Raw genomic sequence first — 24,891 nt, 5'->3', positions numbered from 1 at the left:
AATTAACAAAAGAGCAACTTTCTATACAAACAATTTACACAAGCGGTGGCACCTGCCTGCTCTGCCGGACGCCGCGCAAGCTCCCGGCAACGCCGTCGGGATAGGGATGACAAGATGCACGGCTGGACTTCACGACAGCGCAATGCGGCGATCGCCAGTTTTTTAAGCTGGACGCTCGATGCTTTCGACTTTTTCCTGTTGGTTTTTTTACTGAGCGATATCGCCCACTCCTTTCACGTCGACCTCGAAGAGGTCACCCTGGCGATTCTGCTGACCCTGGCCGTGCGGCCCGTCGGCGCATTGATCTTCGGCAGGGCGGCGGAAAAGTTTGGCCGCAAACCGATTCTGATGCTCAATATCGTTTTCTTCTCCGCCTTTGAGCTGCTCTCCGCCGCGGCGCCGTCGTTGATGCTGTTTTTTCTGCTGCGGGTGCTGTACGGCGTGGCGATGGGCGGGATCTGGGGCGTGGCTTCGTCGCTGGCGATGGAGACGATCCCCGACCGCTCGCGCGGCCTGATGTCCGGTCTGTTCCAGGCGGGGTATCCCTTCGGCTATCTGCTGGCGGCCGTGGCCTACGGGCTGCTGTTTGCACAGCTCGGCTGGCGCGGGATGTTTGTCATTGGCGCCGCCCCGGTGCTGCTGTTGCCGTTTATCTATTTCTGCGTCGAGGAGTCCCCGGTCTGGCTGGCGGCCCGGCAGAGTAAAGCGAGCACGGCTCTGCTGCCGGTGCTGCGTAGCCACTGGAAGCTGTGCCTGTACCTGGTGGTGCTGATGGCGGCCTTTAACTTCTTCTCCCATGGGACGCAGGATCTCTACCCGGTATTTTTGAAAGTCCAGCACGGGTTTGCGCCGGAAACGGTCAGCATTATCGCGGTGTGCTACAACATCGCCTCAATCATCGGCGGGGTGTTCTTCGGCTCGCTGTCGGAGAAGATTGGCCGGCGCAAAGCGATTATGATCGCCGCTCTGCTGGCGCTGCCGGTGATCCCGCTGTGGGCTTTCGCCAGCGGCTCGCTGGCGCTGGGGGCCGGGGCGTTTCTGATGCAGTTTATGGTGCAGGGCGCCTGGGGGGTGATCCCGACCTGGCTCAACGAACTGGTCCCGGCCAACACCCGGGCGGTGCTGCCCGGTTTCGTCTATCAGCTGGGGAATCTGCTGGCCTCGGTGAATGCCACCCTGCAGGCCTCCATTGCGCAGCACCACGGGCATAACTACGGCCTGGCGATGGCCCTGGTGGCCGGGACGGTGGCGATCGTCATTACCATTCTCACCTTCTTTGGCCGCGAGGGCCGGGTGGCGCAACCTGCCGGAGCGGCGCGTCACCAGCCGCTCTCCACCAGCCGTTAAGGGCTGACGCCGGGCGTAATCAGGCGCCCGGCAGACACGCTAACCGCGCAGGCGAACCGTCGCCGCCTGGCGTTTTTCCAGCGAGCAGATGCCAATCCCCAGCATAATGAACAGCGCGCTGAACAGGTGCCAGGCATGGGGCTGGGTATGCAGGAAGAGGATGCTTAACACGCCACCCGAGAGGGGGATGATGTGGGTGTAAATCTCCCCCCGCGTGGCGCCGATGGTGGCGATCCCTTTATTCCAGAACAGATAGGCCAGCCATGACGGAAAAATCACCAGATAAGCCAGCCCGCTGAGGAAAAACGGCTCGCGCCAGGCATCCCAGTCCTGCGCCGGGTGGCGCATCAGCCAGAAGGCGACGATCGGCAGCAGGAGCAGGGCGCCGAGCAGCGAGCTGACGGCGACAAAGCCATTCGCCGGGATCCGGCGGTCCTTGAGACGTAACAGCGAACAATAGAGCGCCCAGCTCAGCGCCGACCCCATCGCCCACAGATCGCCGACGGAAAAGGTATGCAGCGAGCCGGCATGCAGCGGGTTGCCCTGGAATAAGAGGATCATCACGCCGAGGGTGCTGAAGACCACCCCCAGCCAGTTGCGGGCCGATACCGGGTCGCGAAAAATCAGCCGGTTAATCAGCAGCACCATGCTCGGCGTGGCGGACATATAGATGGCGGCGTTGAGGGCGGAGGTGGTTTGCAGACCGATATAGAGCGTGAGCGGGAAACTGACCTGACCGCAGAGGGTGAGCACCAGCACCGCCGGGGCGTTTTCCCGCAGCAGGTGACGACTGCCGGCAATCTGCCGACGGTAGAGCAGGCCCAGCAGCAGCGCCGTTAACGCCCACCGCGCTTCGGTCATCAGGATCGGATCCACGCCCTGAACCAGCACGTGACCGACAACGTAATTCCCACCCCAGAACAGGGCGGCCAGCGTCAGTAACAGATAGGGCATCGTGATTCCTTGTGTCGTTTGTCACTGTACTGAATGGTAACGTTATTATTTTTATAATATCAACACTATTTTAGTGGCTTTTGTTCTTTTTATTTAAAATCGGTAATAAACAGTGCATTAACGATGTGGTTGAAATTTACGTTGCCGCGTTGTGAGCGGTACTATACCGTATAGTCGCCATGCATTTCACAGGGATAAATTCATGCGTAATACCGACAATGGGGTCATTGGTAGTGACCAAACCGCGGTGATAGCCAGGCTGGCGCTGGATGAGTTAATTGACCAGCTTCTGCACAGCAACGCGCTGTCGCTGAAGCTGACGGCCAATCCGCTGGTCGCCGACAGAGCCTGGCATCTGACGGAGAATACCTGCATCCGCGCCTTCTCCGCTGACGATCCGCAGGCCAAAAAGCGCGCGCACCATGCGCTGTTCATCCTTTATCAGTCCTGGCTTGCCGACCCGCTCTCGCCGGCGGCTGCCAATCAGTTTCATCCGCTGCTCTCCGGGATCCGAAATTACATTGAGTCTGAGTGGCTGCGGGCGGAAAGCAAACGTTTCCACCGCCAGAGGCCGGTGCTCAATGCCGGCAATATCGTCGACGAACTGCGCGCCTTATGCCAGCAGCACCCGGCCTCTCATCATCCGCTGTTCGATTTCCTTGCCAGCGAGGCCTCCGCGGCGCAAATCGACTATTTCTTCAAAAGCGACAGCGCGCTGAATCTGCTTTTCTTCGATCTGGTGGCGATGGGGCTGGTGGGCTCGTTGCCGGAAACCCGCGCCGAGATTGCGCAAAATCTGTGGGATGAGATAGGCCAGGGCAGCACTGAGATCACCCACGTCAATCTGTATAAGGATTTACTGAAGCGGCGGAATATCGCCTTACCGGACAATCATTTTGCCCATCTTTATGAGTGGCAGGGGCTGGCCGGGTATAACGCCTTTATGCTCGGCGGCGTAAATCGTCAGCATTACTACAAATCTCTAGGGGTGATGGCGATGACCGAACTGCTCGACCCGCCGCAGTATGAAAAACTGGTGGCGGGCTGTCGGCGGATTGGGCTTAGCGATCGAGACGTGCATTACTATGCCGAACACATCACGGTCGATATCGGCCATGCGGACGGTTGGCTGAACAATGTGATTGTGCCGATTGGCAAAAAACATCCGGCGGCGATGGAGGAGGTCTACTTTGGCGCCGCGCTGCGCCTGCAAACCTGCAACGATTACTATGATGGTCTGCTGGCGGCGCTGCAGTCGCTGGACGGCAGCATGAGCTCACAGCGTACCGCCTTCTGAGTAGATCAGCGCTTTGGCCGCGCTCCAGGCGGTCGTCCCCGGCGGGATCTCCCGGCATTCGGCTGACTCGGCCTGCTGGGCGGCGATGGCGCCATCGATGAGCATCACCATCATCATGGCGACCCGTTCGGCAGGCTCTGGTTTTAATACCCGAGTCAGAATATCGCGGAAGAACTGCCACAGGCGCGATTTGAACCGGGAGCACTGCTCCCGGATCGCCGGCGATGACGCGCCATATTCAAACAGCGCGCGGGTAAACATGCAGCCGTGGAAGGTTTCGCAGGTCAACCAGCACTGATAGTAGTCGAACACGGCGAACAGCTTCTCCCGCGCGGTGGCTTTATCCGCGGTGATCTGCGTCAGATCCTGCATAAACTCGCTCTCTTTCTGCCGGAGGATAGCCAGAATGAGCGCCTCTTTATCGGCATAGTAGCGGTAGAAGGTCATTTTGGAGATGCCGGCATGCTCAGCAATCCGCTCGATGCTGGGCGACTGATATCCTTCGCGATTAAACAGCGCGCTGGCGTGGCGGAGAATGTCCGCTTGTTTTGGCTTCATGCGTTTTCCTGTCGAATGGTTCGCTGTCATGACTGCCGGTGACCCGGTCGTCCTGCGACAGCGGTGCATTATGCCGGATCTTGCCGCCAGGCGGGCAAAAAGTAAATCAGCCGCGCCTCGCGCGGCGCCGGTATTGGTGTATAAGGTGACAAGGATGAAGAAGAACATTGCCTTTTTTGACTTCGATGGCACGATAACCCACGAAGATACGTTTACCCCTTTCATTTATCAGTCCCTCGATGCGAAAGCCATTCGTCGGGGCAAACTGCGGCTGTTGCCGTATATTCTCGCCTGGAAAATGGGCTGGCTTTCAGCCTCTGCCATCCGGCAAAAAGTGTTTCATTATGCTTTTGCCGGGAAATCGCAACCTGAGATCCTGCAGCGTGGGAACGATCATAGCCTGGCGTTTATTCCCCGCACGCTGCGGGAGAACGCGATGCAGCGTATAGCCTGGCATCAGGCGCGAGGGGACACCGTGGTGGTGGTCTCAGCCTCGCTGAATGTCTACCTTCGACCGTGGTGCCAGCAGCATAATCTTGAGCTGCTGTGCAGCGAAGTGGAATTTCAAAACGGGGCAGCGACCGGAAAGTATCAGGGTGGAGACTGCAGCGGCCTGGCCAAAAAGGCGCGTATCCTGGCGAACTACGCCCTGACCGATTACGAAGCGATCTTCGCTTACGGCGATACGCCGGAAGATTTCGCCATGCTGGCGCTGGCCACCACTCAAATCTATCGCTGGGAGGAGGCACCGCCATGCAGCTAGCGGCGTCAGGCTGCGCAGGTTAAGATGGCGCGCTATTGCCCCACTCACCAGGAAGAAGAGATGTTGCTACCCCTGACCACGCCCCGGCTGCTGCTGCGCCGGTTCAGAACGGAAGATCTGCCGTCTTTCAGCCGCTATCGCAACCTGTCGGAAGTGGCCCGCTTTCAGAGCTGGAGCCATTACGGTATGGCAGAGGCGACTGCCTTCTATGAACAACAGCGTTCCCTGGCCTTTGCTGAGGATGAAAGTTGGTTCCAGCTTGCCGTAGAGATCCAGGCCAACGGTGCGCTGGCGGGAGATGTGGGGATCCACTTTTTCGATCAGGGCAGACAGGCCGAGCTGGGGATGACCTTTTCCCCGGCGTATCAGCATCAGGGGTATGCCCGGGAAGCCATACAGGCGGTGATAGCCTTACTCTTTGAACCGTTGGCCCATCACCGGCTGATCGCGGTGGTAGACACCCGCAATACCGCCGCGATCAAACTCCTGGAAGGGCTGGGCTTTCGTCGCGAGGCGCATTACCGGCAGAATATCTTTTTTAAAGGCCAGTGGGGCGATGAGTATCTGTACGCGCTGCTGCGCAGCGAATATCAGTGAAGTGACGGCCTGGCCGTCACTTCTGCCAGGCTTGTCGTTAGCTATGCTGGCGGATAAAGCGCGCGCGCCACGGTTTTAGCACCCACAGCGCGAGGGCTGCGGTGACAAAATCCAGGCCAATGGCGCAGCTGAAAACCACATGCCAGCCGTGGGTGTACTCATAGAGCAACGCCGCCAGCGGGCCGCCGAAGATTGACCCGATGCCCTGAGAAATATACAGCCAGCCATAGTTGCTGGCGGCATGTTCGCTGCCGAAGGTATCGGTGAGCGTCGACGGGAAGAGGGAGAAGATTTCCCCCCAGCCAAAGAACACCACCCCGGAAAGCAGGACAAACAGCAGCGGATCTTCCCGGCACGCCAGCCAGAGCGTCATCGCCACCCCCTCCAGCGCAAAGGCGATAAACATGGTTTGCTCGCGGCCGAAGCGGTCGGAAATAAAACCAAACAGCGGCCGGGTTAAACCGTTGGTGAAGCGGTCTATCGTTAACGCCAGCGGCAGGGCCGCCATGCCAAACACCACCGCCTGGCTAATGCCGAAGTCCTCGGCGAACACCGCCATCTGCGAAGTGACCATCAGCCCGGAAGTCGACATCATCGCCATCATGGCAAACATCAGCCAGAACAGCGGTTGGCGCAGCATTTCCCGGGAGGTAAACGATCTGCTGCTCTGCGCCACCGTCTGGCTGACGGGCAAAGAGACAGCAGGCGGCGGCAGCTTCAGTCCCTGACTGGCGAGGAAGCCGACGAGCGCGAAGAGGACCCCGAAGGTCGTCAACGTGTGTTCAAGGCCGTTGGTGGTCAGCGACAGGGAGATGGGGAAGGTGGTTATGATGGCCCCCATCCCGTAGCCCGCCGCCACCGCGCCGGCGGCGAACCCCCGCCGCCGCGGAAACCATTTGACCATCAGGCCGACAACGCCGATGTAGACGATCCCGGTTCCAAGGCCGCCCATGCAGCCATAAACCAGCCACAGCGTCGCCAGGCCATTCACCTGTGCGGAAAGCACCCAGCTCATTCCCGCCATCACCGTGCCGATAGCGATTAGCCGCCGTGGGCCAAATTTCTCCACTAACCGCCCCTGAAAGGGCGAAAAGAAGGTCTGGAGGATGATCAGCAGCGAGAAGGTGACCTGCAGCTCGGGCAGACCGACGCCCAGCTTTGCGGCCAGGGGTTTCGTCAGCAGCGTCCAGACATATTGCGGACTGGAGATGGCGGCCATACAGATCAGGCCCAGCACCAGCTGGCGCCATTTGCCATATTTCGGGGTAACCAACGGTTCGCTGAGTGTCGTCATGTTGTTCTCCGTTTTCAGTTAACAGGTTTCCGTGAAACGCATCCGCCCTGGAGGCGTCACGGAGAGAAGAAGGCGTTGGCGTCGCGACCGCAGGTGGCTATGGGTTGTCGCCTCCTGGCCTGAGATCTTGTCAACATCGCTGTATACAACCGCAGAGCATTAAACGTGCCAGTTAAAATAGTGCTTTATATACAAACAGTTAACATGGAAGTGTGGGAGGGGATGGGATTCAGTATGGTGAACAGGCGGCACTGAGTCGGTGCAAATGGGTCATCGCTGTGCGCTTCACTTATTGACTGGCTCAAGGCCGATGGTAGGTCTAATGGAAAAAGAGGCATGGCATTCAGGCGGGGGACAGGCACCCTCCTGCTTATCCGCTTCCCGATCGCTGATTATATTCACGCTATGGATACAGGAGGCGCTAACCTGGTCGGTGCGAACGGCTTTAAATCGCATGCTGATGAAGTTGAAGATAAACCCTGCTTAAACATGACGCAGAAATAAGTGAAAAATAAGTTACAGTTAACAATTTATTAAATTCACATTAGAATTATTTTAATGGTTATTTTCTCAATGCACTGATTTATAAGTTTAAATATAATGACAGACTGGATTTTCATCAAATAGTGATGACGGAGAATATCATTGATAATACCAATATCATGATCTATGGTAGCGTTCACTTAATAGTAAATTGAATGAGGTGGGAAATGCATAATTATATTGCCAAAGGTATTGCGCTGGCTGTAGCCATCGCTGCCTCAGGAACGGTGCAGGCTATTGATAAAAAGAATCCAGATCCTTATTTTTCAGGGATCAAGATTTTTGCCCTAAAGGAGGCCGCCGGAAGTGAATGGGATAGCGTGACCGGCGAGGCGAAGTATCTGGTGACCTATAAAGTTACGCTTGATAACTTCTCTGATAAAAGCATTGAACCTGGCAAAGATAACAAAATGTGCTTCTTTTTGTATGATAAAAATGGCAAGTCATTTATGAGCACGGGTATTGAAATGGAGATGCTGAAAAAATACAAACCCATTGAAAGCCGAACAGGTAACGTGTTCTTCAGCAGCGCCGATCCTGAAATACTGAATATACCTTTTGTCCGTCTCGCTTTCGGTAAAGACTGCTTAACAAAATAACCACCATCCCGAGTGTGGATGATCTGCATTATATGACATTAGCGTAACACCAGGCGTCCGTCAGGTGTTACGAGATGAACATAACATCTGGATGATGAGGAGGCATGCGCGGCAGACATCAACCGTGTCAAGCACCACGCTCATCTGAAGTAGGTCACTCGTATTTCATTTTACGGGGGAGGTGCGTCTGCCGGGAGGGGGATACACTGGCCAGTTATTGGACAATCTTTACGCGTCTTTTTTTGCGTCGCTATCCGTGACGCTCCTGATGATTTTTCTCAGTTGGCAAATGCCAAAACTCATCGCTAATTTATTATGGTGCTTCGCTTTGCTTACGGTGCCTGTAAAAAGAGAGTGCCCGACAAAATGGCTATCCTGATAAAAAACAGTATCAGCGTGTAACTCGCCAGAAATCACCAGCACTGCTATTAGCAAAAGGAGAGAGGTTTTCATCATTCGTTTCTTTTCAGCTTAACTCTGTCTCTGGTTATCCGGGCATTATGAACACCGTTCAGCAATGGTAGTGACCGACCGATGTATATCCGGGGCATGCGGCGCATAATAAAATTCTACCGAAGTCTGCCTGCCGTTGAAGTTACTGATTTCCACCCACGCGACAGTCGTTTTTTCAGTATTCATCAGGTTGTACTTATCGATGTTTTCAGGAAGAGTGTCATCATATTCCAGCGATAAATTCGCTTTAGAAGCGGCATAATGAAGGCAATCGATCACCTGATGTTTTCCCTGATTAACGTAATAGGTTTCTTCTTCCGGGTGTATGCCCACATCCCCCAGATCCACACAACCACTTAACAGAAAAAGGGTGGGCAACATCAGCAATATTTTCATGGAACCTCTCTGTGTTAAATAACATTGGCGTGATTTTAACTTGTATTTAACAGGCCAAGCATTCTGAGTTAACGAATGGTGAATTTATTCCACCCCTCTACTTAACGTGGCGCAATATTATCATCGTGCGTTAAAACGCACAACCCTGCGATTTAGCGTTAGTATGTATTCAACATTTAAATGCTTTACCGTCAGGCGGGTAAAACAGGCGGTAAAAATATGATGCCCCTGGCGACGGGACAGGGAAGAAGCGCCTGCGACATCCCCCCATGTCGAAGCGGCGTAATGGCAAACATTTACCCCGCGCCATGATAATCAGCTACAGGATTCATCCCCCATGACCCACGGCCGGTTGTTGGTCAGAACGCGGTGGGCTTTCCCTTTGCACCAAAGCCATGCAATGCCCCACTTTTACTCCCCATTTTTGGGAGGTGATGCGCCGGTTGGCGGTAAATCACTGAAAGTACTGCTGTCTGGCTCCTGGCATGGCGCTTGCAAGACCATCAGCAGAAAGCAGCGCAACAGACAATTTAGATCACACAATAGCTGGCTAGGGTTCCGGTTCACCGCGGTGAACGTCTGGTCCAAGAGCTGGCGACCTCGGCGAGGTTACACGGCGGGATAAAAGCCCGGGAGACAGCAGCACCGTTGGGTGTCGCGCTGCTCCGTTTCTCGTGCTAACCAGAGGTCCACCATGAAAACATCGCCGCTCCTCCGCTCACTTGTCCTGTCGCTGACGCTATTGACCAGCGTCCCGTCCTTTGCCGCCGTCAAGAAAGAGTTCAACGTCTGCTGGACCATCTACGCCGGCTGGATGCCCTGGGGCGCCATCAGCAATGAAAAGATCATCGATAAATGGGCCAGCAAGTACGGCATCAAAATCAATATTGTTCAGCTCAACGATTACATCGAATCCATCAATCAGTACACCGCCGGGCAGTTTGACGGCTGCACGATGACGAATATGGACGCCCTGACCATTCCGGCGGCCGGCGGTGTCGACAGCACGGCGCTGATCACCGGCAGCTACTCCGATGGTAACGACGGGGTGGTGCTGAAAGGGGCGGATAAAAAGCTCAGCGACCTGAAAGGGATGTCGGTGTATCTCCCGGCGCTGTCGGTCTCCCACTATCTGCTGGTGCGCGGCCTGGAAAAAGCCGGGCTGCAGGAAAAAGACGTCAAGGTGGTGAATACCTCCGATGCCGATATCGTCTCGGCTTTTGGCACCAGCGGCGTGCGGGCGGCGGTGGCCTGGAATCCACAGCTGTCGGTTATCAAAAAGACCCCGCAAACCAGCGAAGTGTTTAGCTCCTCGCAGGTGCCGGGCGAGCTTATCGACATGATGGTGGTCAATACCCAGACCCTGAAAGATAACCCGGCGCTGGGCAAAGCGCTGACCGGCGCGTGGTTTGAAATGATGGCCAAAATGAAGGCCGGCGATACCCAGGCGCTGAGCGCTATGGCCGCCGACTCCGGTACCGATCTCGCCGGCTACCAGGCGCAGCTCAAAACCACTCATCTTTTCTGGACGCCTGCCGACACCCTGGCGTTTATCGCCTCGCCGGATCTGGCGAAAACCATGCAGCGTGTGGCGCAGTTCTCCTTCGATAAAGGTCTGCTGGGCGAGGGGGCGCAGAGCGCGGACTTTATCGGAATGACCTTCCCGGGCAATGTCACGCTCGGCGATGCCGCCAACCGCAAACTGCGCTTTGACGACAGCTACCTGAAGCTGGCCGCCGCGGGCCAGCTGTAATGATTGCCGCCGGGAGACCACGCCATGCGCCACATTAACCGATATCCCCAAAAGGGGATGCGCCTGACGCTGATGCTGCTGCCGTTTGTGCTGCTGATCGCCGCCTGGTTTATGGGATCGGCGGTGCGGCTGGAAGCCAATCCGCAGGACAAGTTGCTGCCAGGCCTGTCGCAGATGGCGGCGGCCATTGACCGGATGGCGTTCACCCCGGACAAACGCAGCGGCGAGTATCTGCTGTGGGCCGACACGCTGATCAGCCTGAGCCGTCTGCTGACGGGCCTGGCCGTCTCGTCGCTGATCGGCCTCGGCATCGGTATCGCCGCCGGCGTCTTCCCGATGTACCGCGCGGCGCTGTCGCCGCTGATGACGGTGGTGTCAATGATCCCGCCGCTGGCAATCCTGCCGGTGCTGTTTATCGTCTTTGGCCTGGATGAGCTGTCGAAAGTGATGCTGATCGTCATCGGCATTACGCCGATGCTGGCGCGCGACCTGGAGCAGCGGGCGCGGGAGATCCCGGCGGAGCTGTTTATAAAGGCGCAGACCCTGGGGGCCAATAGCTGGACGGTGGTGCTGCGGGTGGTGCTTCCTCAGCTGCTGTCGCGGCTGATCGCTTCTCTGCGCCTGCTGTTGGGATCGGCATGGCTGTTCCTGATCTCCGCCGAGGCCATCTCCGCCACCGCCGGGCTGGGGTATCGCATCTTCCTGGTGCGGCGCTATATGGCGATGGACGTGATTATTCCGTATGTCATCTGGATCACGCTGCTGGCATGGCTGATGGATCTGGCGCTGCGTCAGCTGCACAAAGCCTGTTTCCCGTGGGCGGAAGGAGGCCGGGGATGAGTTTTATCGACATCAAAAACATCTGGCAGGAGTACGGCGACCACGTGGTGCTGGAGCGCATTAATCTGCAGGTGAAAGAGGGCGAGTTTTGCTCAATGGTCGGCGCGTCCGGCTGCGGTAAATCGACCTTTCTGCGTCTGCTGCTCGGTCAGGAGCAACCGACCCGCGGCGCCATCCTGCTCGACGGCCAGCCGCTGGCGGCGGAGCCGGACCGCAGTCGCGGCGTGGTTTTCCAGCGCTATTCGGTGTTTCCGCATCTCAACGTGCTGGATAACGTCGCCATCGGCCTGGAGCTGCCGGCGTCCCCGCTGCTGGGGCGCCTGTTTGGCGGCAGAAAGCGCGAGGCCCGGCAACAGGCCCAGCGAATGCTGGAGAAAGTGGGCCTGGGACACGCCCTGGATAAATACCCGGCGCAGCTCTCGGGCGGGATGCAGCAGCGGCTGGCCATTGCCCAGGCGTTCGTGATGCAGCCGCGGGTGCTGCTGCTGGACGAGCCCTTCGGCGCGCTGGATCCCGGCATTCGCAAGGATATGCATGCGCTGCTGCTCCAGCTGTGGAGCGAAACGCGCATGACGGTGTTTATGGTCACCCACGACCTGGCCGAAGGCTTCAACCTGGGCACGAGGCTGCTGGTGTTCGACAAAGTGCGCATCGACCCGCAGGCGCCCAACGCCTGGGGAGCGCGTATTACCTACGACATCCCGCTCAATGAAGCGCGGATGGCGCAACTGGCCGCCGGTAGCGACACCAACGTTTACGCATTAAGGAGATAAATTGATGACTGAACTGTTTCACTCCACCCCCAGCCTGCGCGAAGAGCGGCTTCCCGGCGGGGCGCACACCTCGCTGATTTTGCGCAAAGGGCAGATCCTGCGCCTGACCGATCTCGACGGCGGGGCAAACGTCAGCATGATGATGCTCAATCCCCATGAGAAAAGTGAGCGGCTCAACCTGCCGGATACCCTCAAAGGACAGCATACCGCGCGCCTGACCGCCGGGCACTGTTTCTACTCCGATATGGGCCGGGTGCTGGCCGGGATCGTCGCCGACAGCTGCGGCTGGCACGATCCGTTCGGCGGGGTCCTCAACGCCGGAGAGACGCACGACAAATATGGCGCCGGACGCTACCAGGAATTACGCAATGGCTTCTACCGCAACGGCGTCGATAACCTGCTGGTGGAGATGGGGAAATGGGATCTCGGTCTGGAAGATCTGCTGATGGTGGTCAACTTCTTCAGCAAAGTGACCGTCGATGACGAGGGGCGCTTTCACTTTGTCTCCGGCAACAGCCGCGCCGGGGACTATGTGGAACTGTATGCCCCGATGGACGTCCTGCTGGTCCTCACCGCGCTACCGCATCCTCAGGATCCGGCCACAGAGTATGCCCCCCGTCCGGTACAGCTGAGCTGGTATCAGGCCGACGATGAAGACGCGGCCACTCAGGCGCTCCTGACCCGCGATGAGAACCTGCGCGCGTTCCGCAATACCCAACTTTTTGCCCTGTAAGGAGGCGTTTATGACCCTTATCACCAGTCACCGACGTCCGGAAGAGGCCGTCTATCGCCATGTGATCCCCGCCGGGGAGCCGTGGCTGTTCGAGGTTAAACAAGGGCAAACCCTGCGTCTGCTCGATCTCGAAGGCAACCAGGCGATTGATACCCTGTTTTACAACGCCGACAACCCGCGCGAGCGCTACGATGCGCAGCGCACGCTGCGCCGCCAGGGTAACGCCTACCTCACCGCCGGCAGCGTGCTCTATTCCAACCTTGGCCGTCCGCTGATGACCATCGTGGCCGATACCTGCGGGCGGCACGATACCCTCGGCGGCGCCTGCGCCCAGGAGAGTAACACCGTCCGCTACGCCCTCGACAAGCGCTACATGCACAGCTGCCGGGATAATTTCCTCTGCGCCTGTCTGCATGATGGTCGTCTGCATAAGCGCGATATTGGCGCCAACATTAACTTCTTTATGAACGTGCCGGTGACGCCGGAGGGCGGTCTGACGTTTGCGGATGGCATCTCGGCGGCGGGAAAATACGTGGAACTGCGCGCGGAGTGTAACGCCATGGTGTTGATCTCCAACTGCCCGCAGCTCAACAATCCCTGCAATGGCTGGAACCCGACCCCCGCCGAGGTGCTGGTATGGAACTGACCCGCTGGCAGCGCTGGCGTTTGCTGGCCTTTCGGCTGTTCGCCGTTCGCGCCGACCGCCTGAACCACACGCCGACGCGCCACCTTTAAGCGCCGGTTCTCCCGGGGACGACCTCAGGGGAAGACGAATTGTTGCGGGACGACCCGCTTCGCTGTGAGTTCCGCTTATGTTTGATACCTTACTGATTGCCAACCGCGGGGCGATTGCCTGCCGCATTCTGCGCACTCTGCGCGCCATGCAGGTGAAGGGCGTCACCGTTTACGCCGAAGCCGACCTGAGCAGTCTGCACGTCCGCGAAGCGGATGAGGCGCTGAGCCTTGGCGAGGGGCCGGCAGCGCAAACCTATTTAGTCGTAGAGAAGATCATTGCCGCCGCGCGGCAGAGCGGCGCCCGCGCCATCCACCCCGGCTACGGCTTTCTGTCGGAAAACGCCGCCTTCGCCGAGGCCTGTGAGGCGGCGGGACTGGCGTTTGTTGGCCCGACCCCGCAACAGCTGCGAACCTTCGGCCTGAAGCATACCGCCCGCGCGCTGGCCAAAGCGGAGGGCGTTCCGCTGCTGGAAGGCAGTGACCTGCTGGCCGACAGCGAAGAAGCCTGCCGGGCGGCAGAGGCGGTGGGCTACCCGGTGATGCTCAAGAGCACGGCGGGCGGCGGGGGGATTGGCATGCGCGTCTGCCGCGACGCCCGCGAACTGAGCGAGGCGTTTGCCACGGTGCAGCGGCTGGGGCAAAACAACTTCAGCGACGCCGGGGTGTTTCTCGAAAAATATATTGAACGCGCCCGCCATCTCGAGGTGCAGATCTTCGGCGACGGGAAGGGGGCGGTTATCGCCCTCGGCGTGCGCGACTGCTCGCTGCAGCGGCGTAACCAGAAAGTGATTGAAGAAACGCCGGCGCCAAATCTGCCGGACGGGATGGCGCAGGCGCTGTGTAGCGCGGCCATTGCCCTCGGGAAAGCGGTGAACTACCGCAGCGCCGGGACGGTGGAGTTTGTCTACGACAGCGCGGCGCAGCGCTTCTATTTCCTCGAGGTCAATACCCGGCTGCAGGTGGAGCACGGCGTCACGGAGCAGGTGTGGGGCGTAGACCTGGTGCGCTGGATGATCGCCCTGGCGGCAGGGGATTTACCGCCGCTGAGCGAGCTGTCCGCCGGGCTACAGCCCCGGGGGCATGCCATTCAGGCGCGAATTTACGCCGAAGATCCTGGCCGCCAGTTTCAGCCTTCGCCAGGACTGTTAACCGACGTCTGGTTTCCGCCGGCGGACGGCGCTACCCTGCGCATCGACCGCTGGGTGGAGGCCGGCTGTGAAGTACCGCCGTTTTTTGACCCGCTGCTGGCGAAAGCTATCGTCTGGCGCCCCAGCCGCGATGAGGCGATCGACGGCCTGGCGCAGGTACTGGCGGAGACCCGCCTGTACGGCGTCGAAACCAACCGCCAGTACCTGCAGCAGATCCTTGGCTTTGCGCCGTTCACCGCCGGGGAACCCTGGACCCGCTGTCTGGAGCAACTGCGCTACCGGGCCGATACCGTGGAGGTACTCAGCGCCGGCACCCAGACCAGCGTCCAGGACTACCCGGGACGTCTGGGGTTCTGGGCGGTGGGCGTACCGCCCTCAGGCCCGATGGATGACCGGGCGCTGCGCCTGGGCAATCGTCTGCTGGGCAATGCCGAGGGCGACGCCGCGCTGGAGATCACCCTTAGCGGACCCACGCTGAAATTTAATACCGCGGTGCAGGCGGTGGTCTGCGGCGCGCCGCTGCCCGTAACGCTCGACGGCATTGACCAGGAGATGGACGGCGTCTTCTCTGTTCCGGCGGGGGCGACCCTCAGGCTGGGGGCGATAAGCGGGCCAGGCGTCAGAAGCTATCTCTGCCTGCGCGGCGGCATTCAGGTGCCGGACTACCTGGGCAGTAAAAGCACCTTTACCCTCGGTCAGTTTGGCGGCCACGGCGGACGGGCGCTGCGCGCCGGCGACGTGCTGCATCTTGCGCCTCCGGCTGAGACCATGGAAGGCGCGGCGCTTCCCGCAGGGTTGCGCCCTGAGCTTTTGGAAGTACGAACGCTGCGGGTGATTTATGGCCCCCACGGCGCGCCGGAGTTCTTTACCCCGGCGTATATGGCGACCTTTTTTGCCACCGACTGGGAAGTGCATTTTAACTCCAGCCGCACCGGCGTGCGCCTGATCGGGCCCAAGCCGGTCTGGGCCCGCGACAGCGGCGGCGAAGCCGGGCTCCATCCGTCGAATATTCACGACAACCCCTACGCGGTGGGGGCGGTGGATTTTACCGGCGATATGCCGGTGATCCTCGGGCCGGACGGCCCAAGCCTCGGGGGCTTTGTCTGCCCGGTCACGGTGATCGAAGCCGATCTCTGGCAGCTGGGCCAGCTTAAGGCGGGGGATAAGGTGCGCTTTGTGGCGGTTGACGTCCCCACCGCCCGGCGGCTGGCGGCAGGCCGTCGCGCAGAGCTGGCGACCCTGCAGGCGCAGGACGTTGCCTGGCAGCCTGTGCCGCTCACCTCGCCGGTGGTGATGACCTGCGGCGACGCTGACAAACGCCTGGTGGCGCGCCTCTCCGGCGATACCCATCTGCTGCTGGAGGCCGGTGAGGCGGAGCTGGATCTGGTGCTGCGCTTTCGCATCCATGCCCTGATGCAGGCCCTTGAGGGGCAATCCCGGGACGGGATCATCGATATCACGCCGGGGATCCGCTCTCTGCAGCTCCATTTCCAGCCGGAAACGCTGGCGCTGGAGACACTGCTGGCGTGGGTCCGCGAGGAGTGGGCCACGGTCTGCATGAGCGACGATCTGCAGGTTCCGACACGGGTGGTGCATCTCCCGCTCTCCTGGGACGATCCGGCCTGCCGCAAGGCGATCGACAAATATATGACCACCGTCCGCCCGGACGCCCCCTGGTGCCCAAGCAACCTCGAGTTTATTCGCCGGATAAACGATCTCCCGGATGAGCAGGCGGTGTGGCAAACGGTGTTTGACGCCAGCTATCTGGTGATGGGTCTCGGCGATGTCTATCTCGGCGCGCCGGTGGCCACGCCCCTTGATCCGCGCCATCGGCTGGTCACCACCAAATACAACCCGGCGCGAACCTGGACGGCGGAAAACTCGGTGGGCATCGGCGGAGCGTATCTGTGCGTTTACGGCATGGAAGGCCCGGGCGGCTATCAGTTTGTCGGCCGCACCCTGCAGATGTGGAATCGCTATCACGAGGTGGCCGATTTTGCCGGCAAGCCCTGGCTGCTGCGCTTTTTCGACCAGCTGCGTTTCTATCCGGTCTCGGCGGAAGAACTGCTGGCTATTCGCCGCGATTTCCCGCTCGGACGCTACCCGCTGCGCATCGAGCACAGCACGCTGCGGCTGGCGGAGTACCAGCAGTTTCTCTCTCGCGAGGCGCAGAGCATTAGCGCATTTCGCGACCATCAGCAGCGGGCGTTTAACGACGAGCGCGAGCGCTGGATCGCCAGCGGCCAGGCCCATTTCGACAGTCAGGAGAGCGCGACAGAAGAGGCGGGCGATGCGCCGCTGCAGCCGGGGGAGCAGGGCGTGGAAAGCCCGGTATCCGGTAATCTGTGGCAGGTACAGACCGCGGCCGGCAGCCAGGTACGCGCCGGCGATGTGCTGGTGGTGCTTGAGTCGATGAAAATGGAGATCCCGCTGCTGGCGCCGTGCGATGGCAGGGTTCAGCAGGTCAATGTGCAGCCAGGCAGCGCGGTGCGTGCCGGGCAGCGGGTGGCAGTGATTATTGAGGAGAAGGCATGATGCAGCAGACGTTTGATTTACGCCTGGCGACTCTGGCGGCGAACTATCGTAACGGCCACACCACCCCGCGCGCGCTGCTGGCGGAGATCCGCCAGCGGGCGCAAGCGCTGGATCCCGAGTTTAATCTGTTTATCCATCTCCTGAGCGAAGCGGAGCAGGCGCCGTTTCTGGCGGCGCTGGAAGGCCATTCGCCAGACACGCTCCCGCTGTACGGGGTGCCGTTCGCCATCAAAGATAATATTGATCTTGCGGAGATCGTCACCACTGCCGCCTGTCCGGCGTTTGCTTACCGGCCGACGCAAAGCGCGACCATTGTCGCACAGCTGATTGCCCTGGGGGCGGTGCCGGTGGGCAAAACCAATCTCGATCAGTTTGCCACCGGCCTGAACGGGACCCGTTCGCCGTATGGTCGCTGCCGCAACGCGTACCATCCCGCTTATCCCTCCGGCGGCTCCAGCGCCGGCTCGGCGCTGGCGGTAGCCCTGGGCGTCGCCAGCTTCGCGCTGGGGACCGACACCGCCGGTAGCGGTCGCGTCCCGGCCGGGCTGAATAACCTGGTGGGCCTGAAAGCGACGAAAGGGGTGATCTCCACCGCCGGGGTGGTACCGGCCTGCCGCACGCTGGACTGCGTGACCTTTTTCAGCGCCACCGCCGACGAGGCCAGCCAGCTGCTGGCGCTGGTTGCCCGGGCCGATCCGCAGGATAGCTACAGCCGCCGCAATCCCCAGTGGAACAGTCGTCAGGCCTTCGGCAGGCCGTCCGCCGGGTTTCGCTTTGGCGTCCCGCGGGAGCTTAACTTCCTCGGCTGCCGCGCCAGCGAAGCGCTGTTCGCCCAGGCCGTGCAGCGGCTGACGGCGCTCGGCGGGGAAGCCGTGGCGATCGATTTCGCGCCTTTTCTCGCCGCCGCCCGCTTGCTGTATGACGGGCCATGGGTCGCTGAACGCTATGCGGTGGCTGGCCCGTTGATTGAGCAGCAGCCGGACGCCGTGCTGCCGGTTATTCGCGACGTGCTGGCGAAAGCGCCTGATATCGACGCGACGGCGACCTTTAAGGCGATGTATCAGCTGCAGGAGTATAAAGCGCAGTGCGATGCTATCCTCGAGACGCTGGACTGCGTGCTCACGCCAACCGTTCCGCGGCCGGTAACGCTGGACGAGCTGGCGGCGGAGCCCATCGCCCGCAACGCCGACCTGGGCTACTACACCAACTTTATGAACCTGCTGGACTATGCGGCGGTGAGCGTGCCGTGCGGGTTTATGCCCGACGGACTGCCCTCCGGCGTCACGCTGTTCGGCCGGGCTTTTACCGATCAGTATTTGCTGAGCCTGGCCGACGCCTTCCAGCGCGCGGAGCGGCTGCCGCTGGCAGGCGGCGCGCGGCTGGAGAGCCCGCCGCCTGCGCGCCCCGCGGGCCATGATCGGATGGCCCTGGCGGTATGCGGCGCCCACCTGACCGGCCAGCCGCTGAACGGCCAATTGCTGGCGCGGGGCGGCCGGCTGCTGCAGGCGACCCACAGCGCGCCGCGCTATCGGTTGTATGCCCTCCCGGATGGCAAGCGCCCGGCGATGGTGCGTGACGAGCCAGAGGGGGCTGCGATAGCGGTGGAAGTCTGGGAGATCCCCAGCGCTGAGGTGGGGTCGCTGCTGGCCGCCATCCCCGCGCCGCTGGGGCTGGGACAGATTGAGCTGGCGGACGGCCGCTGGGTGACAGGCTTTATCTGCGAAGCCGGGGGGCTGGGCGCGGCCACCGAGATCACCGCCTGGGGCGGCTGGCGTCAGTGGCTGGCCAGGTAAACGGAACACCCTCTGCGGTAGCGCCGCAGAGGGAACCCTCGCTTATAGCGGGCTGTTCTCATCGAGCCGGGTGACGCTCCAGACGCGGGCGTGCGTGTCATCAATGCGATAGTAGCTTTTCACGCTTGCCGTACCGCCGATGGCGTAGCCCACCAGAGCCACAATGTTGAGCTGATGCCCCTGCTTATCGGTAAACGCATAATATTCATCCAGCACATAGCCGCTGGCGCTAGCCGCTGATTCCAGACGATCATCCCTGGCTTTCAGGTCCGGGGTATAGTCCGCGATGGTTTTCCCCACAAAGTTTTTGGCGACGTCCTGCTTTTCGTCAACGCTGACGATAAACGCCGCGCTGGCAGGAAAGTGCTGAACCACGTCAGCCAGGGTCGGTTTCGGCGCGGCAGAGGGGAATAACGTGTGATCGATAGTGTAGGCCTGTAGCCAGCAGGAGAATAACGCCGCTTCCGCCGCACGGCCATCCGGGTCGGAAAGTCCGGGCAGCGCATCGACGGTCTCTCCCGCTTTACGCAGCGCAATGAAATCGGCACAGGAAGAGACCCGTGCCTGATTCTGGTCACTCAGCACCAGCGTCAGAGGAGACTGGTTTATCTCAAGCTCGCCCGCCGCCAGCACCGGCGTGCTCAACAATAACGTCACCGCCATACCGATAAAATATTTCATCACATAGCCTCCATGAATATCGACGTATCCTGATCCCAGGTGACAGGGAAAGCAAGCGATGGATGATGTCTTTTCCACATGTCCGGCCGATGCCTCCCGGACGCCGAGCGACGGCCGGGGAAGGTTACTGATGGAGGGGGGCGGGATAAAACGCTTCCGCTGTCCATTGCGCTGATGGCTGGCGGTATTGCTGCCAGAACAGTTCGGCAATCTCCTGGGCTTCGGCGGAACCCGGCATGACGTACGCCCCCACCGTCACGATGGAAAGAGGAATATTCTGCGCTTTTAAGAGCGGAAAAAGGGCATGCGTCAGGTTAAGCAGCCCGGCTTTACCGACGCTCAGCGTCAGATACTCCGGATGAGGCTGAGTGGCAAACATCCCGCCAGTCAGCAGGATCGCGCCTGCTCCACGCGCGGCCATCAGCGGAGTGACCGCTTTGATGGCGGCATATACCGCGCCAACATTGGTGGTGAGATCCTGGATGAAGCCTGTCACCGACTGGGTCTCCAGATTACCGTCATGCATGGCCGCGGCGTTGAAGTGCAGCACATCCACGCCGCCGGTCTCCACCTCTACCTCGCGAATGAGTTCCACGATACTGGTGATATCGCTGGCGTCCGCCACGCGACCTTCCGCGGCTAATCCAGCCGCTCTCAGTTGGTCGGCCTGCGCCGCCACATAGTTTTTATTGCGTGAGGACAGGACAATCCGGAATCCCTCACCACCAATATCAGTGAAGCGCTGCTGACGGCGGTCATTCGGGCAACCGGGATCGCACTGCTGCCGGGGTGGATGGTTTGCCAGGCGGTGCAGCGCGGGGAACTGGTCCGCGTGCTGCCCGACTGGCGTAGCGCGGCGAAGGTCAGCGTTTATGCCCTGATGCCGCCCGGCACGCTGGTTCCCGCCAAGACCCGGGTATTTATCGACACGGTATGCCATCAGCTGGCGTCATCCCCGCTGTGGCAGGACGAATTGAAGCGATAAGCAGGGGGGGCCGCTAGAGTAAGCCATGGATGGCGGTTATACCGCGGTACTGGCCCGGACTTTGAGTTCTGACGGAATTTCTATGAACTTTTCACAAGGCTTATCGTTAAGCAGCTCGAGAAGCGCTTTGCCCGCCTTCACCCCAATGTCATGCCAGGGAAATTCAACGGTTGTCAGGGCAGGGGAACAGACTGTTGATAATACCCCGCCGCCTAAACTCGCAATGGCTACGGTATTGGGCACTTTGATCCCGGCGCTGTGGCAGGCCATCATGCATCCGCACGCCATTTCATCCGATGTGCAAATTAGCGCATCCAGATCGCCCCAGGTAATCATCATATCCTTGAAAATATTCACGCCTGTGGCGATGGTTGAAGGCAAATGCGTGGTCACCACCCGATGTGGTGAACGGTTCAGGGCCAACATCGCCGTATTCCAGCCGCTCAGAAGCTGGCGAAACATCGTATTGTTGGCTGGGGTACACAACAACGCGATGTTTTTTAATGAGGCATCCGCAAGGTGGGTTACGATCTGTTTCACTGCCTTACCGTAATCCACGCCGATGCACATGCCAACAGGCTGGGTATTTAACGCGCCAATCTCCAGGATAGGCACATCTACATTGGCCAGCAGCTGGGTGCAGCTCTCAATGGTGTCGATATTGAACTGAATAATCGCTGCCGGGTTATAGGCGAGGATTTTTTCAAACGTTTTTTGTTCGTTTTGACCGTCATGACCAGATTCCATAAACATCATGGTATAGCCGCGTTCAGTCAGGATTTTTTGTAATGCTTCCGACACCGGCAAAAAACCTGGCGAAGAGAAGGTGGGGACGACGGCCAAAATGAGATCGGAATGGACCGACGCCAGATTACGCGCCTGGAGATTGGGGACATAGCCGAGTTGACTGACTGCCGCATCAATACGATCGCGAAGGTCAGGGTTGACTTTTTCAGGCATTCTCAGCGCACGGGAGACGGTCATGGCGCTCACGCCGACAAACTCAGCCACTTCGGTCAGGGTTATCTTCCCAGTTCCCTTACGACGTTTTTCTTTCGGGCTATTGTCTGCGTCTAGACTCTTCACCAGGATCACCAACCGTTTGAAAAATAATAAGTAACAAAAGTAAATCGTTGATACACATTATAACTTACCACAGCGTAGGGGAAAGCACATTATAACACATGTTAGCGGTAACTCTGTTTTTAACATTTTTGCTTGTTAGCGCTAACTTTGAGAGATGTATCACAGTTGCATTTTATTTAGCTGTTTATAGTTCAGCACATGGAATCCCTCGGGAGTGCATATGATTAGAGACTGGTTAACCCCGGATAAAATTAATGTCATTAACGCAATAGATAACTGGAAAAATGCCATTCGACTCTCAGCAGAACCTTTGCTGGCGCAGGGGTATATGGCAGAGCACTATATTGAGGCGATTTTTAAAAGCCATGAAGAATTTGGGCCTTATTATCTATTAGCCCCAGGATTAGCGATGCCTCATGCCCGCCCCGAGCAAGGTGCATTGAGGAATGGATTATCACTCCTTCATATTAAAGAGGGCATCTCATTTGGCTCGACTGAGAACGACCCGGTATACGTGGTTATTATGCTATGCGCTTGTTCCGGGAATGAACATATCACGATGATCGGTGAACTGGCAGAACTCTTTAGCGATCGGCAAAAGCTAGAACGATTGTTAAAAGCCGATGATATTAAGGCAATTCAGGCCGTTATTGACTGAAGGAAAAGAGAATGAAAAAAGTACTCATCGTCTGTGGCAATGGTTTAGGCAGCAGCTTTATCGTTGAAATGAATGTCAAAAAAATCCTTGCTGAAATGAATAAAGAGGCTGAAGTCGCACATACCGACCTGACGTCTGCGAAAAGCGAAACTGCGGACCTTATTCTGAGCGCCAACGATATTGCCGAACATTTAACTGGTCATTCCGCGAAGGTTGTTGGATTAAGTAATTTACTCGACAACAATAAAATCAAAGAGATTTTAGCAGAACACATTTAAGCAACGGCTTTCTGAACCGTGGAGTTTAATATGCTTCATTTCCTTATTTACGATGTGTTAGGGACACCGGCGATTCTGGTTGGATTGTTTTCTCTAATCGGTCTGCTGTTGCAAAAAAAAGGAATTTCAGACGTTATCTCAGGCACCCTGAAAACCATCATGGGTTTTGTTATTTTAACGGCTGGCGCCGGTATCATTGCCTATACATTAACCATTTTTAGCCAACTATTTGAACATTCATTTCATATTCAGGGGGTGGTGCCTAACACCGACGCGATGGCCGCGCTGGCGCAGAAGAATTATGGCACGGAAACCGCCACAATCATGGTGCTGGGCATGTTGATCAATATCGCCCTGGCGCGTCTGACGCCATTAAAGTACATTTTTTTAACGGGCCACCATACGCTCTATATGGCCGCGATGCTGGCGGTGATCTTGTCAGTAGGTGGCTTGTCGGGTGGTTGGGTGGTGGCCATCGGGGCGGTGATTCTCGGCGCGATGATGGTGATCTCTCCGGCGATCTTGCAGCCGTTTACCCGAAAAATTACCAATACCGACGATCTGGCTCTCGGCCATTTTGGCTCTATTGGTTATCTGCTCTCCGCGCTGGTGGGAAAAGTCGTAGGGAAAGGTAGCCCCTCGATTGAAGAAATTAAAGTGCCTAAGTCACTCAATTTCCTTCGTGACTCGTCGGTGGCCATCTCTCTCACCATGATGATTCTGTTCCTGGTGCTGGTGGTCGTCGCGGGCAAAACCTTTGTCGAGGAGACCCTGAGTGCCGGTCAAAATTTTATTATCTTCGCCATTATTCAGTCCCTCACTTTTGCTGCGGGGGTTTATATCATCCTCGCCGGTGTGCGGATGGTGATTGCTGAGATTGTGCCAGCGTTTAAAGGTATTGCAGACAAACTCGTGAAAGACGCGAAACCCGCGCTGGACTGCCCGACGGTGTTTCCCTTTGCTCCCAATGCCGTTATCGTCGGGTTTCTCGCAAGCTTTGTTGCAGGCCTGCTCAGCATGTTTCTCTGCCCGCTGTTCGGTTTGAGCGTCATCGTCCCGGGACTGGTGCCTCATTTCTTCTGCGGGGCAACGGCTGGCGTTTACGGCAACATCACCGGCGGACGTCGTGGGGCAGTGGTGGGGGCATTTGCCCATGGTCTGCTCATTTCGTTCCTGCCGGCAATCCTTTTGCCAATGATGGGAGATATGGGCCTGGGTTCTACAACCTTTGGCGATGCAGACTTTGGCGTTGTCGGCATCGTTTTAGGTCATATCATCGCAATGTTTAACTAACTATTTATTATCGGAGCTGGTTTATGGGCGCAAAATTTTCACCCTCACTGATGTGTATGGATTTGACACAGTTCAAAGAACAGATCACAGCCATGAATAACAAAGCGGATCTTTATCACGTAGATATAATGGATGGCAATTACGTCCGCAATATCACTCTGTCTCCCTTTTTTATTGAGAATCTGAAAAAAATCACTACCGTCCCCATCGATGTCCATCTGATGGTGAACCACCCGGAAGATATTATCCCAATGTGTCTCGACGCAGGAGCCGATATCATTAGCTTCCATCCCGAGACTGCGAATAACAAAATATTCCGCCTGCTGAATCAGATCAAGGATGCGGGAAAACAATGCGGGGTGGTGCTGAACCCGGCGACACCGGCTGAAAGCATTGCTGAATATGCGCACCTGCTGGATAAAGTGACGGTCATGTCAGTTGACCCTGGCTATGCCGGGCAAAAGTTTATTCCTGAGTCGCTGAACAAAATAAGAAAGCTCATCAGTATGCGCAAAAATAATGGCTATCATTATCTCACGGAAATTGATGGTTCTTGCAATGAAAAAACCTTTGGTCTGATTGCTGAATCTGGGGTGGATGTATTTATCGTTGGTACATCTGGCCTGTTTTCTCTTCATGAAGATGTCAGCCTGGCGTGGGATAGAATGATCGATATTTTCCAGCGTGAAACCGTCGCTGCCTGATTCATTTTTTGCGTATTATTTATTTCGAACCACAGTGTATATTCAAGTGAATTTAAAAAAACTGCATCACGCCAGCGATGCCTGTTCTGTTATTC

General features: G+C 58.0%; 24 protein-coding genes, 1 pseudogene and 1 riboswitch. Of the genes and pseudogenes, 17 read left to right on the top strand and 8 right to left on the bottom strand.

All coding sequences use genetic code 11. From position 1 onward, the window contains the following. The first annotated feature begins 114 nt into the window (after nt 1–114). Nucleotides 115–1,347 (top strand): MFS transporter, encoded by a 1,233-nt coding sequence (locus tag MKR05_RS04330; protein ID WP_023289746.1) that lies wholly within the window; start codon nt 115–117, stop codon nt 1,345–1,347. A 39-nt stretch (nt 1,348–1,386) separates the two neighbouring features. Here the strand turns inward: MKR05_RS04330 and MKR05_RS04325 are convergent, their stop codons facing one another. Next, entirely contained in the window at nt 1,387–2,301 is a 915-nt protein-coding gene (locus MKR05_RS04325) for a DMT family transporter (protein WP_044523326.1), read from the bottom strand. A 202-nt stretch (nt 2,302–2,503) separates the two neighbouring features. On the opposite strand from MKR05_RS04325, the pseudogene MKR05_RS04320 reads away from it, so the two are divergent. Then, nucleotides 2,504–3,602, top strand: a pseudogene (locus MKR05_RS04320) (iron-containing redox enzyme family protein). On the opposite strand, the gene MKR05_RS04315 reads toward MKR05_RS04320, so the two are convergent. After that, on the bottom strand, nt 3,578–4,156 hold the full coding sequence (locus tag MKR05_RS04315; protein WP_023289743.1) for a TetR/AcrR family transcriptional regulator: 579 nt from the start codon (nt 4,154–4,156) through the stop codon (nt 3,578–3,580). The pseudogene MKR05_RS04320 and the gene MKR05_RS04315 overlap by 25 nt on opposite strands. 154 nt (nt 4,157–4,310) lie before the next feature. On the opposite strand from MKR05_RS04315, the gene MKR05_RS04310 reads away from it, so the two are divergent. Then, nucleotides 4,311–4,919 carry an HAD-IB family hydrolase gene (locus MKR05_RS04310; RefSeq protein WP_238874982.1) on the top strand — a complete coding sequence of 203 codons (609 nt, stop codon included), beginning with the start codon at nt 4,311–4,313 and terminating at the stop codon, nt 4,917–4,919. A 24-nt stretch (nt 4,920–4,943) separates the two neighbouring features. Further along, nucleotides 4,944–5,516 carry a GNAT family N-acetyltransferase gene (locus MKR05_RS04305; protein ID WP_284118078.1) on the top strand — a complete coding sequence of 191 codons (573 nt, stop codon included), beginning with the start codon at nt 4,944–4,946 and terminating at the stop codon, nt 5,514–5,516. A gap of 37 nt (nt 5,517–5,553) precedes the next feature. Here the strand turns inward: MKR05_RS04305 and oxlT are convergent, their stop codons facing one another. Beyond that, nucleotides 5,554–6,810, bottom strand: a complete 1,257-nt coding sequence (gene oxlT / locus MKR05_RS04300) for an oxalate/formate MFS antiporter (protein ID WP_238874984.1) — start codon at nt 6,808–6,810, stop codon at nt 5,554–5,556. A 710-nt stretch (nt 6,811–7,520) separates the two neighbouring features. On the opposite strand from oxlT, the gene MKR05_RS04295 reads away from it, so the two are divergent. Continuing rightward, entirely contained in the window at nt 7,521–7,952 is a 432-nt protein-coding gene (locus MKR05_RS04295; protein ID WP_238874986.1) for a DUF4354 family protein, read from the top strand. Nucleotides 7,953–8,180: 228 nt separating this feature from the next. Here the strand turns inward: MKR05_RS04295 and MKR05_RS04290 are convergent, their stop codons facing one another. Then, entirely contained in the window at nt 8,181–8,405 is a 225-nt protein-coding gene (locus MKR05_RS04290; protein ID WP_032428852.1) for a hypothetical protein, read from the bottom strand. 45 nt (nt 8,406–8,450) lie between these two features. After that, nucleotides 8,451–8,801 carry a hypothetical protein gene (locus MKR05_RS04285; protein ID WP_049014075.1) on the bottom strand — a complete coding sequence of 117 codons (351 nt, stop codon included), beginning with the start codon at nt 8,799–8,801 and terminating at the stop codon, nt 8,451–8,453. A gap of 539 nt (nt 8,802–9,340) precedes the next feature. After that, a riboswitch (guanidine-I (ykkC/yxkD leader) is annotated at nt 9,341–9,439 on the top strand. Between the two features lie 56 nt (nt 9,440–9,495). Between MKR05_RS04285 and MKR05_RS04280 the strand changes: the two genes are divergently transcribed. From MKR05_RS04280 to atzF, 7 genes are all read left to right on the top strand, one after another. Further along, nucleotides 9,496–10,554 (top strand): putative urea ABC transporter substrate-binding protein, encoded by a 1,059-nt coding sequence (locus tag MKR05_RS04280; protein WP_049014076.1) that lies wholly within the window; start codon nt 9,496–9,498, stop codon nt 10,552–10,554. 24 nt (nt 10,555–10,578) lie between these two features. Next, nucleotides 10,579–11,394, top strand: a complete 816-nt coding sequence (locus MKR05_RS04275) for an ABC transporter permease (RefSeq protein ID WP_023289736.1) — start codon at nt 10,579–10,581, stop codon at nt 11,392–11,394. Beyond that, complete coding sequence (locus tag MKR05_RS04270) at nt 11,391–12,167, top strand: ABC transporter ATP-binding protein (protein WP_044523302.1); 777 nt, start codon at nt 11,391–11,393, stop codon at nt 12,165–12,167. Before MKR05_RS04275 ends, MKR05_RS04270 begins: the two co-directional genes overlap by 4 nt. Before the next feature lie 4 nt (nt 12,168–12,171). Next, on the top strand, nt 12,172–12,900 hold the full coding sequence (locus tag MKR05_RS04265) for an urea amidolyase associated protein UAAP1 (protein ID WP_032454968.1): 729 nt from the start codon (nt 12,172–12,174) through the stop codon (nt 12,898–12,900). Between the two features lie 10 nt (nt 12,901–12,910). Next, a complete protein-coding gene (locus tag MKR05_RS04260; RefSeq protein WP_023289733.1) occupies nt 12,911–13,546 on the top strand; it encodes an urea amidolyase associated protein UAAP2 in 636 nt (211 codons plus the stop codon). Nucleotides 13,547–13,712: 166 nt separating this feature from the next. After that, nucleotides 13,713–17,318, top strand: a complete 3,606-nt coding sequence (gene uca, locus MKR05_RS04255) for an urea carboxylase (protein ID WP_109547326.1) — start codon at nt 13,713–13,715, stop codon at nt 17,316–17,318. Next, complete coding sequence (gene atzF / locus MKR05_RS04250; protein WP_044523297.1) at nt 17,315–19,111, top strand: allophanate hydrolase; 1,797 nt, start codon at nt 17,315–17,317, stop codon at nt 19,109–19,111. The genes uca and atzF overlap by 4 nt, the downstream gene beginning before the upstream one ends. A gap of 42 nt (nt 19,112–19,153) precedes the next feature. Here atzF and MKR05_RS04245 read toward each other — a convergent pair whose 3' ends face one another. Then, nucleotides 19,154–19,792, bottom strand: coding sequence for a hypothetical protein (locus MKR05_RS04245; protein ID WP_023289730.1), 639 nt, complete (start codon nt 19,790–19,792; stop codon nt 19,154–19,156). Between the two features lie 124 nt (nt 19,793–19,916). Further along, a complete protein-coding gene (locus tag MKR05_RS04240) occupies nt 19,917–20,522 on the bottom strand; it encodes an SDR family oxidoreductase (protein ID WP_048298674.1) in 606 nt (201 codons plus the stop codon). On the opposite strand from MKR05_RS04240, the gene MKR05_RS04235 reads away from it, so the two are divergent. Further along, on the top strand, nt 20,523–20,777 hold the full coding sequence (locus MKR05_RS04235) for a LysR substrate-binding domain-containing protein (RefSeq protein ID WP_224359595.1): 255 nt from the start codon (nt 20,523–20,525) through the stop codon (nt 20,775–20,777). It begins immediately after the preceding gene. Between the two features lie 36 nt (nt 20,778–20,813). Here MKR05_RS04235 and MKR05_RS04230 read toward each other — a convergent pair whose 3' ends face one another. Next, entirely contained in the window at nt 20,814–21,866 is a 1,053-nt protein-coding gene (locus MKR05_RS04230; RefSeq protein WP_238875002.1) for a LacI family DNA-binding transcriptional regulator, read from the bottom strand. Nucleotides 21,867–22,083: 217 nt separating this feature from the next. Between MKR05_RS04230 and MKR05_RS04225 the strand changes: the two genes are divergently transcribed. From MKR05_RS04225 to alsE, 4 genes are read left to right on the top strand one after another with little or no spacing between them, the layout of a single operon-like run. Then, on the top strand, nt 22,084–22,521 hold the full coding sequence (locus MKR05_RS04225; RefSeq protein ID WP_044523291.1) for a PTS sugar transporter subunit IIA: 438 nt from the start codon (nt 22,084–22,086) through the stop codon (nt 22,519–22,521). 11 nt (nt 22,522–22,532) lie between these two features. Further along, the gene (locus MKR05_RS04220) at nt 22,533–22,799 is read left to right on the top strand and encodes a PTS sugar transporter subunit IIB (RefSeq protein ID WP_044523289.1); all 267 of its coding nucleotides are present in this window, start codon (nt 22,533–22,535) and stop codon (nt 22,797–22,799) included. Between the two features lie 30 nt (nt 22,800–22,829). Next, the gene (locus MKR05_RS04215) at nt 22,830–24,092 is read left to right on the top strand and encodes a PTS ascorbate transporter subunit IIC (RefSeq protein WP_044523287.1); all 1,263 of its coding nucleotides are present in this window, start codon (nt 22,830–22,832) and stop codon (nt 24,090–24,092) included. A 23-nt stretch (nt 24,093–24,115) separates the two neighbouring features. Beyond that, a complete protein-coding gene (gene alsE / locus MKR05_RS04210) occupies nt 24,116–24,796 on the top strand; it encodes a D-allulose 6-phosphate 3-epimerase (RefSeq protein WP_048297525.1) in 681 nt (226 codons plus the stop codon). Nucleotides 24,797–24,891 lie beyond the last annotated feature (95 nt).

The sequence above is a fragment of the Klebsiella sp. K5-204 genome, from assembly GCF_030128585.1.
Lineage (GTDB): Bacteria > Pseudomonadota > Gammaproteobacteria > Enterobacterales > Enterobacteriaceae > Klebsiella > Klebsiella quasipneumoniae.
This window is presented reverse-complemented; position numbering and strand designations above follow the sequence as displayed.

Excerpts from the sequence above, each read along its gene's own strand:
- MKR05_RS04265 (WP_032454968.1), top strand. The coding sequence starts at position 12,172 with ATGACTGAACTGTTTCACTCCACCCCCAGCCTGCGCGAAGAGCGGCTT.
- MKR05_RS04245 (WP_023289730.1), bottom strand. The coding sequence starts at position 19,792 with ATGAAATATTTTATCGGTATGGCGGTGACGTTATTGTTGAGCACGCCG.
- MKR05_RS04315 (WP_023289743.1), bottom strand. The coding sequence starts at position 4,156 with ATGAAGCCAAAACAAGCGGACATTCTCCGCCACGCCAGCGCGCTGTTT.
- MKR05_RS04310 (WP_238874982.1), top strand. The coding sequence starts at position 4,311 with ATGAAGAAGAACATTGCCTTTTTTGACTTCGATGGCACGATAACCCAC.
- MKR05_RS04285 (WP_049014075.1), bottom strand. The coding sequence starts at position 8,801 with ATGAAAATATTGCTGATGTTGCCCACCCTTTTTCTGTTAAGTGGTTGT.
- MKR05_RS04330 (WP_023289746.1), top strand. The coding sequence starts at position 115 with ATGCACGGCTGGACTTCACGACAGCGCAATGCGGCGATCGCCAGTTTT.
- uca (WP_109547326.1), top strand. The coding sequence starts at position 13,713 with ATGTTTGATACCTTACTGATTGCCAACCGCGGGGCGATTGCCTGCCGC.
- MKR05_RS04220 (WP_044523289.1), top strand. The coding sequence starts at position 22,533 with ATGAAAAAAGTACTCATCGTCTGTGGCAATGGTTTAGGCAGCAGCTTT.
- MKR05_RS04225 (WP_044523291.1), top strand. The coding sequence starts at position 22,084 with ATGATTAGAGACTGGTTAACCCCGGATAAAATTAATGTCATTAACGCA.
- atzF (WP_044523297.1), top strand. The coding sequence starts at position 17,315 with ATGATGCAGCAGACGTTTGATTTACGCCTGGCGACTCTGGCGGCGAAC.
- MKR05_RS04280 (WP_049014076.1), top strand. The coding sequence starts at position 9,496 with ATGAAAACATCGCCGCTCCTCCGCTCACTTGTCCTGTCGCTGACGCTA.
- MKR05_RS04295 (WP_238874986.1), top strand. The coding sequence starts at position 7,521 with ATGCATAATTATATTGCCAAAGGTATTGCGCTGGCTGTAGCCATCGCT.
- MKR05_RS04260 (WP_023289733.1), top strand. The coding sequence starts at position 12,911 with ATGACCCTTATCACCAGTCACCGACGTCCGGAAGAGGCCGTCTATCGC.
- MKR05_RS04325 (WP_044523326.1), bottom strand. The coding sequence starts at position 2,301 with ATGCCCTATCTGTTACTGACGCTGGCCGCCCTGTTCTGGGGTGGGAAT.
- MKR05_RS04215 (WP_044523287.1), top strand. The coding sequence starts at position 22,830 with ATGCTTCATTTCCTTATTTACGATGTGTTAGGGACACCGGCGATTCTG.
- MKR05_RS04270 (WP_044523302.1), top strand. The coding sequence starts at position 11,391 with ATGAGTTTTATCGACATCAAAAACATCTGGCAGGAGTACGGCGACCAC.
- MKR05_RS04290 (WP_032428852.1), bottom strand. The coding sequence starts at position 8,405 with ATGAAAACCTCTCTCCTTTTGCTAATAGCAGTGCTGGTGATTTCTGGC.
- oxlT (WP_238874984.1), bottom strand. The coding sequence starts at position 6,810 with ATGACGACACTCAGCGAACCGTTGGTTACCCCGAAATATGGCAAATGG.
- alsE (WP_048297525.1), top strand. The coding sequence starts at position 24,116 with ATGGGCGCAAAATTTTCACCCTCACTGATGTGTATGGATTTGACACAG.
- MKR05_RS04305 (WP_284118078.1), top strand. The coding sequence starts at position 4,944 with ATGGCGCGCTATTGCCCCACTCACCAGGAAGAAGAGATGTTGCTACCC.
- MKR05_RS04275 (WP_023289736.1), top strand. The coding sequence starts at position 10,579 with ATGCGCCACATTAACCGATATCCCCAAAAGGGGATGCGCCTGACGCTG.